Annotated in this window: 14 protein-coding genes; 8 read left to right on the forward strand and 6 right to left on the reverse strand. The window is 73.2% G+C overall.

The window, feature by feature from the left end; translation table 11 throughout:
- The first annotated feature begins 129 nt into the window (after positions 1 to 129).
- The 4 genes from FHG89_RS27040 (at position 130) to FHG89_RS27055 (ending at position 2,225) form a co-directional block, all read left to right on the forward strand.
- A complete protein-coding gene (locus FHG89_RS27040) occupies positions 130 to 762 on the forward strand; it encodes a LysE family transporter (protein ID WP_139587231.1) in 633 nt (210 codons plus the stop codon).
- Positions 763 to 814: 52 nt separating this feature from the next.
- Positions 815 to 1,468, forward strand: coding sequence for an acVLRF1 family peptidyl-tRNA hydrolase (locus tag FHG89_RS27045; protein ID WP_139587232.1), 654 nt, complete (start codon positions 815 to 817; stop codon positions 1,466 to 1,468).
- Positions 1,469 to 1,545: 77 nt separating this feature from the next.
- Positions 1,546 to 1,845, forward strand: coding sequence for a muconolactone Delta-isomerase family protein (locus FHG89_RS27050; RefSeq protein ID WP_139587233.1), 300 nt, complete (start codon positions 1,546 to 1,548; stop codon positions 1,843 to 1,845).
- A 20-nt stretch (positions 1,846 to 1,865) separates the two neighbouring features.
- Positions 1,866 to 2,225, forward strand: coding sequence for a YybH family protein (locus FHG89_RS27055; RefSeq protein WP_139587234.1), 360 nt, complete (start codon positions 1,866 to 1,868; stop codon positions 2,223 to 2,225).
- Between the two features lie 87 nt (positions 2,226 to 2,312).
- Here FHG89_RS27055 and ypfJ read toward each other — a convergent pair whose 3' ends face one another.
- Positions 2,313 to 3,233, reverse strand: a complete 921-nt coding sequence (ypfJ, locus tag FHG89_RS27060) for a KPN_02809 family neutral zinc metallopeptidase (RefSeq protein WP_139587235.1) — start codon at positions 3,231 to 3,233, stop codon at positions 2,313 to 2,315.
- Between the two features lie 262 nt (positions 3,234 to 3,495).
- Here ypfJ and FHG89_RS27065 point away from each other — a divergent pair, with 262 nt between their 5' ends.
- Complete coding sequence (locus tag FHG89_RS27065; RefSeq protein WP_139587236.1) at positions 3,496 to 5,100, forward strand: ABC-F family ATP-binding cassette domain-containing protein; 1,605 nt, start codon at positions 3,496 to 3,498, stop codon at positions 5,098 to 5,100.
- A gap of 15 nt (positions 5,101 to 5,115) precedes the next feature.
- Here the strand turns inward: FHG89_RS27065 and FHG89_RS27070 are convergent, their stop codons facing one another.
- Positions 5,116 to 5,715 (reverse strand): cadmium resistance transporter, encoded by a 600-nt coding sequence (locus FHG89_RS27070; protein ID WP_139587237.1) that lies wholly within the window; start codon positions 5,713 to 5,715, stop codon positions 5,116 to 5,118.
- Positions 5,716 to 5,933: 218 nt separating this feature from the next.
- Between FHG89_RS27070 and FHG89_RS27075 the strand changes: the two genes are divergently transcribed.
- Positions 5,934 to 6,161: a helix-turn-helix domain-containing protein gene (locus FHG89_RS27075; RefSeq protein ID WP_074312753.1), complete on the forward strand. Its 228-nt coding sequence runs from the start codon at positions 5,934 to 5,936 to the stop codon at positions 6,159 to 6,161.
- Positions 6,162 to 6,179: 18 nt separating this feature from the next.
- On the opposite strand, the gene FHG89_RS33975 is transcribed toward FHG89_RS27075, so the two are convergent.
- Positions 6,180 to 6,320, reverse strand: coding sequence for a hypothetical protein (locus FHG89_RS33975; protein WP_244295905.1), 141 nt, complete (start codon positions 6,318 to 6,320; stop codon positions 6,180 to 6,182).
- Here FHG89_RS33975 and FHG89_RS27080 point away from each other — a divergent pair.
- Positions 6,262 to 6,975: an enoyl-CoA hydratase/isomerase family protein gene (locus FHG89_RS27080; RefSeq protein ID WP_244295902.1), complete on the forward strand. Its 714-nt coding sequence runs from the start codon at positions 6,262 to 6,264 to the stop codon at positions 6,973 to 6,975. The two genes, FHG89_RS33975 and FHG89_RS27080, sit on opposite strands and share 59 nt — an antisense overlap.
- 112 nt (positions 6,976 to 7,087) lie before the next feature.
- Entirely contained in the window at positions 7,088 to 9,064 is a 1,977-nt protein-coding gene (locus FHG89_RS27085) for an ABC transporter ATP-binding protein (RefSeq protein WP_139587241.1), read from the forward strand.
- An 11-nt stretch (positions 9,065 to 9,075) separates the two neighbouring features.
- Here FHG89_RS27085 and mug read toward each other — a convergent pair whose 3' ends face one another.
- The 3 genes from mug to FHG89_RS27100 all read right to left on the reverse strand — a co-directional run.
- A complete protein-coding gene (gene mug, locus FHG89_RS27090; protein ID WP_244295903.1) occupies positions 9,076 to 9,681 on the reverse strand; it encodes a G/U mismatch-specific DNA glycosylase in 606 nt (201 codons plus the stop codon).
- A gap of 83 nt (positions 9,682 to 9,764) precedes the next feature.
- Entirely contained in the window at positions 9,765 to 10,526 is a 762-nt protein-coding gene (locus FHG89_RS27095; protein WP_139587239.1) for an SDR family oxidoreductase, read from the reverse strand.
- Positions 10,511 to 10,963, reverse strand: a 453-nt coding sequence (locus FHG89_RS27100) for an SCO6045 C-terminal-like domain-containing protein (protein ID WP_139587240.1), incomplete at its 5' end; no start/stop codon positions are given. The genes FHG89_RS27095 and FHG89_RS27100, both read right to left, overlap by 16 nt.

The following is a 10,963-nucleotide window of genomic DNA, read 5'->3' on the forward strand; positions in this document are numbered from 1 at the left end:
GGGGTGGGGAGCGCAGGATGCGGCTGTGACTGAGGCGTACCCGATGCAGGTCCCTGTCCGTGCGGCGACTGCCGAGCGTCGACAGCGGCCGGTCCACGGGCGGCGGGCCTCGATCCGGCTTCGACGACCGTGAGTGGGGCGTTCCTGGCCGGCGTGGTGGCCGGCTACGGCGTCGCCATCCCGGTCGGCGCGATCGCCATCCTGATCCTGGGGATCAGTGCCCGTACCTCGTTCCGGGTCGGCGCTGCGGCGGCGCTCGCCGTGGCGACGGCCGACGGGCTCTACGCGGCGGTCGCCACGCTCGGCGGCGCGGGTCTGGCCGGGCTCATCGCGCCGGTCGCCGGCCCGCTACGGGTCCTCGCGGCCGTGGTGCTGCTGGGGCTCGCCGCGCACGGTCTCTGGCGCACCTGGTCGACCCACCGTTCCGGGCAGCCGCCGGCGGCGCGCGCCGGCGCCGGCCTGGGCACCCCGGGGCGGGCCTTCGCGGCGCTGCTCGGGCTGACCCTGCTGAACCCGACGACGGTGCTCTACTTCACCGCGCTGGTGCTCGGCCGTCGTGACTCGGCCGACCCGGGCGCCGTCCCCGCGGCGCTGTTCGTGGCAGGTGTGTTCCTGGCGTCGGCGAGCTGGCAGCTGCTCGTCGCCGGCGGCGGCACGGTGGTCGGTCGGGCGTTGACCGGGCCGCGCGGCCGGCTGGTCACCGGCCTGGTGTCCAGCGCGCTCATCGCCGCGCTGGCGGTGGCCGCGCTGCTGCCGGGTTGAGCGGTCCCCGCCCGGCCGCCCACCCGGGCCCGCGGTGCCGTACGGTCGGGCGGTGACCAGTCGACCCGCAGCCGGGGGAGGCCGGTGGGTCGAGGTCGACCCGGCCCGCGTCGGCCGCTGGGTCGAGGGCTTCGCCGACCGGCACGGCCCGCACACCACCACCGCACGGGAGTACGGCCTGCTGCTCACCGCTGCCGACGGGACAACCGCCGAGTTGTACGCCCCGCCGGGAGCACCGGCAAGCGTCGACGTGCCCTTGTTCGTGGCGTCCGCCATCGCGCCCCGCCGGGTCGGCCTGCTGCTGGCCCGCAAGGGCGCGGTGGCGATCGGTGTGGCCGACGGCGCCGACCTCGTCGTCTCCAAGGTCGACACCCGGTACGTGCAGGGGCGCACCGCGGCGGGGGGCTGGTCGCAGCACCGGTTCGCCAGGCGGCGCGACAACCAGGCCAAGGCGGCGCTGGGCGACGCGGCGGACCTGGCCGTACGACTGCTGTTGCCGGAGGCCGCGAGGCTCACCGCGGTGGTGTGCGGCGGTGACCGGCGGGCGGTGGACACGGTGCTGGCCGACCGGCGGCTGTCCCCGCTCGTGCCGCTGCGGGCCGAGCGGCTGCTCGACGTGCCGGAGCCCCGCCACGCGGTACTGGTGTCGGCGGTCGCCGCGGCGCGGGCGGTACGGATCCGGCTGCGCGACCCCGCACCCGACTGACCCTGGACGGTCGACGGCGACGGCCGAAGACCGGGGTTCCCGGCGTGCTGGTCCGCCGGTGGTCGGAGGATGGGCGCGTGGAGTTTCTGGTTGACATGGTGACGACGGTGCCGGCGGGCACGTCCGACGACGAGGTTGCCGACATGCGCGCCCGGGAGGCGGCGCGCTCGGCCGAGCTGACGGCGCGGGGCAGTCTCCTGCGGCTGTGGCGGCCGCCGCTGGCGCCGGGGGAGTGGCGTACGTGGGGGCTGTTCCAGGCCGCCGACGCGGATGAGCTGGAGGCGGTCCTGGCGTCGATGCCGCTGCGCGCCTGGCGGCGGGAGGCGGTGACGCCGTTGACGCCGCACCCGAACGACCCGGGTCAGGCGCCCCGTTGAGCCGATCCCAGGGAGATGCCATGTCCGAGGTCCGGATCCTGCGGAGCGTCCTCGACAGGTGGAAGTCGGCGGTCGACGCCCACGACCCTGATCGCGTCGCGTCGTGCTTCACCGAGGACGCGATCTTCCAGGGTCTGCACCCGTACACCGCCGGCCGGGCCGGCGTGGCCGCCTACTACGCCGCCCAGCCGCTCGGCCTGACCGCCACGTACGACATCCGGGAGACCCGCCGGCTCGCCGACGATCTGGTCCTCGGCTACCTGGAGGTGGAGTTCGGCTTCACCGACCGGCCGGCCCTGACCGTGAACCTCGGCGTGCTCCTTCGCCGGATCGACGACGACTGGCTGATCGGCCACTACCAGGTCTCGAAACTGCCCTGACCGCCCGCTCTCGTCGAGGATGGGGTGGTGGTGGTGGGCGAAGGCCCGTCGCACCACCACCCCATCCTCGACGGTGACCGTGTCAGGTCAGAGCTGGTCGGTGGCGAAGGTGTCGCAGGTCTTCGGGTCGCCACGGTCGTAGCCCTGGGTGAACCAGCGCTTGCGCTGCTCGGACGTGCCGTGGGTGAACTGGTCCGGGTTGACCCGCCCGCCGGAGCGCTCCTGGATGCTGTCGTCACCGATCGCCTCGGCGGTGTCGACGGCCTCGCTGATGTCGGCCTCGGTGATCGACGTGAACAGCGGCTCCTGGCCGGTCTTGTCCTTGCTCTCGGTGGCGTGCCGGGCCCAGGCGCCGGCGTAGCAGTCGGCCTGCAACTCCAGTCGCACGGAGGCGGAGCGGGGGCCGCTCTGGTCGCCCTGGCCGGCCTTGGCGTTGGTGCCGAGCAGGTTCTGGACGTGGTGGCCGTACTCGTGGGCGAGCACGTACGGCGCCGCGAACTCGCCCTTGGCGCCGAACCGGGAGGCCAGTTCGTCGTAGAAGCTCAGGTCGATGTACACCTTGCGGTCGGCCGGGCAGTAGAACGGGCCGACGCCCGAGTCGGCCTGACCGCAGCCGGTGTTCACCGCCGCCTGGAAGAAGTTCGTGGTGGTCGGCTCGTAGTCGCCCCTGCCCAACTCCGGGTAGGCCTTGTTCCAGTAGTCCTGGATGCTGTTGACGTAGAGCAGGTTGCGGCAGCGCGGGTCCTCGAAGCGCTGGGCGTTGCTCTTGTCGCAGCCCTGCAGTTCGGTGCCGCCGCTCTGCCCGCCGCCCTCGTCGCCGTTGGTCATGGCGTTGAGGCCGAAGCCGCCGCCGAGCAGCGCGATGAGCACGGCCACCACGATGCCGATGATGCCGCCCCGGCCGCCGCCTCCCGGGATCGGGATGCCCATGCCGCCGCCGGACCCGCCACCGCGGCCCACGTCGTTGACCTGTGAGGTGTCGAGCTCGGCCCGCTCGTTGAGTTCCATGCTGACCCCGATCGCCGTATGCCGGTGAATGTCGTATCTGTGTCGGTTCGTCATGTAGGTGCCGGACGGGGTCCGGACAGGCGTTCCGGTACCCGATGATCTTGATCGGTAATCCGGGCGGGTCGTCTCGGCGGGCCCGGTACACTTGTCCCCGTGCCGCGCTGCGAAGGCTGAACCGCCCCGCGCCGACGGGCCCACCGCCCGCCGGCGCTTTCGCGTGCCCTGAGTCAGCCTTCCAGACCCCGAGAGCGAGTCCCACGAGATGATCACTGCCACCGGCCTGGAACTGCGTGCCGGTTCCCGGATCCTGCTGTCCGACACCACGCTGCGCGTGCAGCCCGGTGACCGGATCGGCCTGGTCGGTCGCAACGGCGCCGGCAAGACCACCACGCTGAAGGTGCTCGCCGGCGAGGGGCAGCCCTACGCCGGCCAGATCGACCAGCGCAGCGCCATCGGCTACCTCCCGCAGGACCCGCGCACCGGCGACCTGGAGGTGACCGGCCGCGACCGGGTCCTCTCCGCCCGCGGCCTGGACGTGCTGATGTCCCAGATGCAGGAGATCGAGGCCCGCCTCGCCGAGGACGCCGACGAGAAGCTGGTCCGCCGCTACGGCGCGCTGGAGGACCAGTTCGCCGCCCTGGGCGGGTACGCGGCCGAGGCCGAGGCCGCCCGGATCTGCGCCAACCTGGGCCTGCCGGACCGGGCGCTCGCGCAGACCATCGGCACCCTCTCCGGTGGTCAGCGCCGGCGCATCGAGCTGGCCCGGATCCTGTTCCGCGACGCGGGTGAGAACGGCGGCGGCATCCTGCTGCTCGACGAGCCGACCAACCACCTGGACGCCGACTCGATCACCTGGCTGCGCGGCTTCCTCGCCAACCACAAGGGCGGTCTGATCGTGATCTCCCACGACGGCGCGCTGCTGGAGTCGGTGGTCAACAAGGTCTGGTTCCTCGACGCCACCCGGTCCGTCGTCGACGTCTACAACCTGGGCTGGAAGGCGTACCTGGAGGCCCGCGAGACCGACGAGCGGCGTCGCCGCCGGGAGCGGGCCAACGCGGAGAAGAAGGCCGGCGCGCTGATGGCGCAGGCCGACAAGATGCGGGCCAAGGCCACCAAGACCGTCGCCGCGCAGAACATGGCCCGCCGGGCCGAGAAGCTGATCTCCGGCCTCGAGGAGGTACGGGTCGCCGACCGGGTCGCCAAGGTGCGTTTCCCCAGCCCTGCGCCGTGCGGCAAGACCCCGCTCACGGCGACCGGCCTCTCCAAGTCGTACGGCTCGCTGGAGATCTTCACCGACGTCAACGTGGCGGTGGACCGGGGTTCCCGGGTGGCGATCCTCGGGCTCAACGGCGCCGGCAAGACGACGCTGCTGCGGATGCTCGGCGGCCTGCTCACCCCGGACACCGGCGAGGTGCACGCGGGGCACGGCCTGCGGTTGGGCTACTACGCCCAGGAGCACGAGACGCTGGACGTGGAGCGGACGGTGCTGGAGAACATGCGCGCCGCCGCCGTCGAGCAGTCCGACACCGACCTGCGCAAGATCCTCGGCGCGTTCCTCTTCTCCGGCGACGACGTGAACAAGCCGGCCGGGGTGCTCTCCGGTGGCGAGAAGACCCGGCTGGCCCTGTCCACCCTTGTCTGTTCCGGTGCCAACGTGCTGCTGCTCGACGAGCCGACGAACAACCTCGACCCGGTCAGCCGCGAGCAGGTGCTCGACGCCATCGCCAACTACCCGGGCGCGATCGTGCTGGTCACGCACGACCCGGGCGCGGTGCTGGCCCTCAAGCCGGACCGCGCGATCCTGCTGCCCGACGGCGACGAGGACGCCTGGAGCGACGACCTGCTCGAGCTGGTCGAGCTGGCCTGACCGCGCTCGGCCCGGTCAGCCGAGCAGGTCGACCAGCTTGCCGAGCACGCCGGAACCGGCCAGGATCACCACCCCGATGCCGATGAAGATCGTCGGTACCAGCCAGTGGCCGGCGCGCTCGACCAGCCGGACCACACGGGGGTGCCCGCCGAGCCAGGCGCCGGCGGCGCACCACAGCGCGATGAGCAGCACGAACATCAGCAGGAAGATCGCGCTGTCGGCCGCGCCCAGAGCCCGGAACACCGGCACGTAGACGGCCACGTTGTCGGCGCCGTTGGCGATCGTCACCCCGGCCACACCGAGGGTGGACGCCACCACGGCCGGCGTCTCGTCGTCGTCGCGGCGCGCCAGGGCACGGACGCCCAACGCGATCGGCAGCAGACCGAGCAGCCCGGTCCACGGCTCGGGCACCACCAGCAGGCCGGCCGCGACGACCGCGCTGGCCAGCGCCAGCGCGCCGATGCCGAGGTACTGACCGGCGACGATCTGCCAGGGGCGGGGTCGGCCGCTGGTGCGGGCCGCGACGAAGAAGAGCGTCAGGATGACGATGTCGTCGATGTCGGTGGCGGCGAACACCACCGCCGCTCCGGCCGCGGTGCCCAGAAGGTCGATCATGGTCGAAGGGTACGGCCGTCGGCAGGTGTCGCCGCGCGGCGGCGGTGGTACGCCTGGCCGGCGCGGTGGGACGGATCGCCAGGATCACTCTATCGGGAAGCTGACATTGCATAGCGTGTCGGTTGGCGAAGAGTTGATATCTGGCGCATGATCGTTCGAGGCGGTCTAATAGGTGGGACCGTATCCGAACCGCACAGTCTGGGACGTGAGGACACAGCATGGCAGCCACTGGCACAGCCACCAGCACTGAGAAGGGTCGCCGGATCATCGGAGCCGAGCGTCAGACGCTCGCCAAGGACCTGGTAAAGCGGTACACCTCGGGGGAGAGCATCCGCGCGCTGGCGGCCTCGACCGGCCGTTCCTACGGGTTCATCCACCGAGTGCTCACCGAGTCCGGGGTGCAGCTGCGTCAGCGCGGCGGTGCCCGGCGCCGCAAGAAGGCGTGACCCGCCCCTCAGCGTCGTTCACCAGCGCCGCGCCCCGGGCCGCCCGGTGACCGCCGAGGCGACCGGGGTCCGGCTGACCTGCGACGGGCCGGTTGCCACGGTGACGTTGTGCCGGCCCGACGTGCTCAACGCCCAGACGCCCGCGATGTGGCGCGCCATGAGCGACTTCTCGCGGGACCTGCCCGGCGACGTGCGGGTGGTGGTGGTCCGTGGCGAGGGTCGCGCGTTCTCCGCCGGCCTCGACCTCGCGGTGGCCGGCGCCTCCGGTCCGGGGTCGTTCGCCGAGCTGGCCACGCTGCCCGAGCAGGAGTGCGCCGACCGGATCGCCGAGTTCCAGGCGGGTTTCACCTGGCTGCACCGCCCCGATCTCATCACCGTGGCCGCCGTGCAGGGCCACGCGATCGGTGCCGGTTTCCAACTGGCGCTCGCCTGTGACCTGCGCGTCCTCGCCGCCGACGCGAAACTGTCGATGGCCGAGGTGACCCTCGGGCTGGTGCCCGACCTGGCCGGCACGAAGCGCCTCGTCGAGCTGGTCGGCTATTCCCGGGCGCTGGAGATCTGCGCGACCGGCCGTCGGCTGGACGCCGCCGAGGCGGACCGGATCGGGCTGGCCACCCTGGTCGTGCCTCCGGCGGAGCTGGACGGCGCGGTGCGGGACCTGACCGCCGGCCTGCTCTCCGGGGCCCGCGACGCGGTGGTGGAGATCAAGGCGCTGCTCGCCGGTGCGGCCGGGCGCTCGCACGCCGATCAGCAGCGAGCCGAACGGGAGGCGCAGACCCGCCGGCTGCGCGACCTCGCCGGCCGGGGAGAATAGTAAGGACCGCACGGGAAGATCCGGGTTACGACCGAGGTTGTCAGAGTCGTCGGGAGAATTGACCTGACGTGCGGTCCGCCCGACGACCCGGAGGTGAACGGTGTCCAACCCGATGTCCGGCGGTGGCATGGCGGGATGGAGCATGCTCCGGTCGATGCGCAACCGCGACGAGGTCTCCGCCCACCGGCTCAAGCGTGGGGTGGCCCGGCGGATCGTCGCCTTCGCCCAGCCGTACCGCCGCGACATCATCATCTTCCTGGCCACCGTGGTGCTGGCCGCCATCATCGGCGTGGCCACCCCGGTGCTCGCCGGCGACGTGATCAACGCGATCAACAGGGGTGGCGCCGAGGCGGGCCGGCTGGTGGTCCGGCTGGCCCTGTTCATCGCCGCGCTCGCCGTCGCCGACGCGCTGCTGTCCCTGGCCCAACGCTGGTATTCGGCCCGCATCGGCGAGGGCATCATCCTCAACCTGCGCACCCGGGTCTACGACCACGTGCAGCGGATGCCGTTGCAGTTCTTCACCCGCACCCAGACCGGCGCCCTGGTCAGTCGACTCAACAACGACGTGCTCGGCGCCCAGCGGGCGTTCACCTCCACCCTCTCCGGCGTGGTCAGCAACGTCATCCAACTCGTGCTCACCGCTGCGGTGATGTTCACCCTGTCGTGGCAGATCACCGCGCTCTCCCTGGTCCTGCTGCCGATCTTCATCATCCCGGCCCGTCGGGTGGGGCGGCGCCTGGCCGACATCACCCGTGAGGCGTACAACCTCGACGCCAAGATGAGCGCGACCATGACCGAGCGGTTCGGGGTGGCCGGCGCCCTGCTGGTGAAGCTCTTCGGCCAGCCCGAGATCGAGGCCCGCCGGTTCGCCGACCGGGCCGAACGGGTCCGCGACATCGGCATCCAGTCCGCCATGTACTCCCGCACGTTCTTCGTGGCGATGCTGCTGGTGGCCTCGCTGGCGCAGGCCCTCACCTACGGCCTCGGCGGCTGGCTCGCGGTCACCGGCGGCGTCAGTGCCGGCACCGTCGTGACCCTCGCGCTGCTGCTCACCCGCCTGTACGGTCCGCTCACCGCACTGTCCAACGTGCGCGTCGACGTGATGAGCGCGCTTGTCTCCTTCGACCGGGTCTTCGAGGTGCTCGACCTCAAGCCCGGCATCGTGGAGAGGCGCGACGCGGTGCCGGTGCCCCGGGGCAACGGCCGGGTCGACTTCCGTGACGTGCGGTTCCGTTACCCGAGCGCCGCCGAGATCTCCCTCGCCTCCCTGGAGGAGGTCGCCACCCTCGACCGGACCGTCAACGAGCCGGTGCTCAAGGGTGTCTCGTTCAGCGTCGAGCCGGGGCAGATGGTCGCCCTGGTCGGCCCGTCCGGCGCCGGCAAGTCGACGCTGTCCATGCTCATCTCCCGCATCTACGACGTCACCGACGGGCAGGTGCTGGTCGGCGGGGTGGACGTCCGCGACGCGACACTCGCCTCGCTGCGCGACGAGATCGGCGTGGTCACCCAGGATTCGCACCTGTTCCACGAGACGATCGCCGAGAACCTGCGCTACGCCAAGCCGGAGGCCACCGACGACGAGATCTGGGCCGCGCTCGCCGGCGCGCAGGTGGCCGACCTGGTTCGGGCGCTGCCCGACGGTCTGGACACCACGGTGGGGGAGCGCGGCTACCGCTTCTCCGGCGGCGAGAAGCAGCGCATCGCGATCGCCCGACTGCTGCTCAAGGCCCCATCGATCGTGATCCTCGACGAGGCGACCGCCCACCTGGACTCGGAGAGCGAGGCCGCCGTGCAGCGGGCGCTGTCGGTGGCGCTGGCCGGGCGTACCGCCCTGGTGATCGCGCACCGGCTCTCCACCGTCCGTGACGCCGACCAGATCCTGGTCCTCGACGGTGGGCGGATCGTCGAGCGGGGCCGTCACGACGAGCTGGTCGCGGTCGGCGGGCTCTACGCCGAGCTGTACCGCACCCAGTTCGCGGTCGCCGACTCGCCCCGGCCCTTCGCGGACGCGACAGGCCCCGAGCCGGTGGTCATGCCGCTGGGCACGTACGTCGCCGACGAGGCGATGCCGCCCGCCGCCGCCAACTGACCGGCGGCGGCTCAGGTCGGGCGGCGGTCCGGCAGGCCCGTCGCCACCCGCAGTTCGGCGAACGCGGCGCCCAGCGTGACCGGCGTGAAGTGCGCGTTCAGGCCGCTGGGGTTGGGGAGTACCCACAGCCGTGCCCCGGCCAGCGACTCCGGCTGCGGCCCGAAGGCGGCCTTCGGCCGGCCGAAACCGATCCGGTACGCGGTCACCCCGACCACCGCCACCCAGCGCGGCCGGTACCGGGCCACCTTGTCGGTCAGGATCGCGGCACCGTCGAGGAGTTCGTCGGCGCTCAGCTCGTCCGCGCGGGCGCTGGCCCGGGCGGCCATGTTGGTGATGCCGAGCCCGAGGGCGGGCAGCGCCTCCTGTTCGCTCGGGTGCAGCAGTCGGGGGGTGAACCCGCCCACGTGCAGCGCCGGCCAGAACCGGTTCCCGGGCCGGGCGAAGTGCCAGCCCGTGGCCGCCGACCAGAGGCCGGGGTTGATACCGACGAAGAGCACCGCGAGGCCGGGCGCGAGCACGTCGGGAATGGTCCGGTCCGTGGCGGCGGCCAGGTCCGCCCTGGTCGGCCGGGGATGGCCGGCGGCAGCACCGCCACGGCGGGCCACGTCGGGCGGCAGCGCGCCGGCATCTTCGGCGGAGCCGGCCGACACGGCACGAGAAGGCTCGCCCGGCGCGCCGGCCCGTGCGGCCGGGTCGGGCGTCACAGGCCGCGGAGCGCGCCGCCGTCGACCGGCACGGTCAGACCGGTCAGGTAACTGGCGGCGGGGGAGAGCACGAACGCGGCCACCCGGCCGAACTCGGCCGGGTCGCCGAGGCGCCGCAGCGGGATGCTGGCCTCCGCCTCGGCACGGGCCCGCTCCGGGTCGCCGGTCGCGGCGAACAGCTCACGGTTGCGGTCGGTCAGGATCCGGCCCGGCAGCAGGCCGACCACCCGTACGCCGCGGGGGCCGTAGTCGTCGGCGACGTCCTTGGCGACGCCGACCAGGCCCGGTCGCAGGCCGTTGGAGATGCCGAGGCCGGGCACCGGGCCACGGGCCGAGGTGGAGAGCACCAGACCGATCGCGCCGCCCTCGTCGAGCGCGCCGGCGATCGTGCGTACCGCGCGGACGGTACCGAGGAAGACGGTCTCGAAGGAGACCCGCCACTGCTCGTCGCTTATCGACGCCGCGTTGCCGGCCGGTGGACCGCCGACCGAGATCAGCGCGCCGTCGAGCCGGCCGAAGTGCTCCCGCGCCGCCGCGACGAGCCGCTGCGGGGTCTGCGGGTCGGCCAGGTCCGCGGTGACGCCGACGGCCCGCTGCGGCCCGCCCAGCTGCTGCGCGGCGGTGGCCACCGCGTCGGCGTCCCGGGCCGAGAGCACCACCCGCGCCCCGTCGGCGACCAGGCACTGCGCCGTCGCGTAACCCAGGCCGCGGGAGGCGCCGGTGAGCACGTAGACGCGGTCGGTCAGTCCGAGATCCATGCCGCCGATCCTGCCGTATCCCGTGCGCCCCCGGCAAAGTCGGCGGGTGGACGGCGGGCCGGGCGCAGCAGGCGTACCCGACCGGCGATCTGCACCGCCACGGCCCCGCCGGCGCGGGCCACCGCCGGCAGCCGGCGCGGACGTGGCGTCGTGTGCCCGTCGTAGCGCAGGCCCGCCTCACGGACGGCCAGCTCCTCCGCGCCCGCCGGCGGCAGCTCACCCTGTTCGCGCAACGTCCGGGCCAGGTCCCAGCCGTCGCGCAGCGATCCGGTCGTGGGCCGGCCGGACGCCCAGCGCACGAACGCCGCCGGCCACCCGTCGCCCAGGCCGGCGGCGAGCAGCGGCCAGTGCCGGGCCACCTCGCCGGCCCGCTTGCGCAGCAGCGCCGCGCGGGCGGCAGCCAGCGGCCCCGGGCTCGCCGAGCGGCAGGCCGAGCT

The sequence above is a fragment of the Micromonospora orduensis genome, assembly GCF_006228125.1.
In the GTDB taxonomy this organism is placed as follows: domain Bacteria; phylum Actinomycetota; class Actinomycetes; order Mycobacteriales; family Micromonosporaceae; genus Micromonospora; species Micromonospora orduensis.

What these genes read in the sequence shown, in the direction of transcription:
- ypfJ (WP_139587235.1), bottom strand. Translation starts at nt 3,233, where the DNA reads ATGGAACTCAACGAGCGGGCCGAGCTCGACACCTCACAGGTCAACGAC.
- FHG89_RS33975 (WP_244295905.1), bottom strand. Translation starts at nt 6,320, where the DNA reads ATGGCGCGCCACATCGCGGGCGTCTGGGCGTTGAGCACGTCGGGCCGG.
- FHG89_RS27070 (WP_139587237.1), bottom strand. Translation starts at nt 5,715, where the DNA reads ATGATCGACCTTCTGGGCACCGCGGCCGGAGCGGCGGTGGTGTTCGCC.
- FHG89_RS27075 (WP_074312753.1), top strand. Translation starts at nt 5,934, where the DNA reads ATGGCAGCCACTGGCACAGCCACCAGCACTGAGAAGGGTCGCCGGATC.
- FHG89_RS27095 (WP_139587239.1), bottom strand. Translation starts at nt 10,526, where the DNA reads ATGGATCTCGGACTGACCGACCGCGTCTACGTGCTCACCGGCGCCTCC.
- FHG89_RS27055 (WP_139587234.1), top strand. Translation starts at nt 1,866, where the DNA reads ATGTCCGAGGTCCGGATCCTGCGGAGCGTCCTCGACAGGTGGAAGTCG.
- FHG89_RS27085 (WP_139587241.1), top strand. Translation starts at nt 7,088, where the DNA reads ATGTCCGGCGGTGGCATGGCGGGATGGAGCATGCTCCGGTCGATGCGC.
- FHG89_RS27065 (WP_139587236.1), top strand. Translation starts at nt 3,496, where the DNA reads ATGATCACTGCCACCGGCCTGGAACTGCGTGCCGGTTCCCGGATCCTG.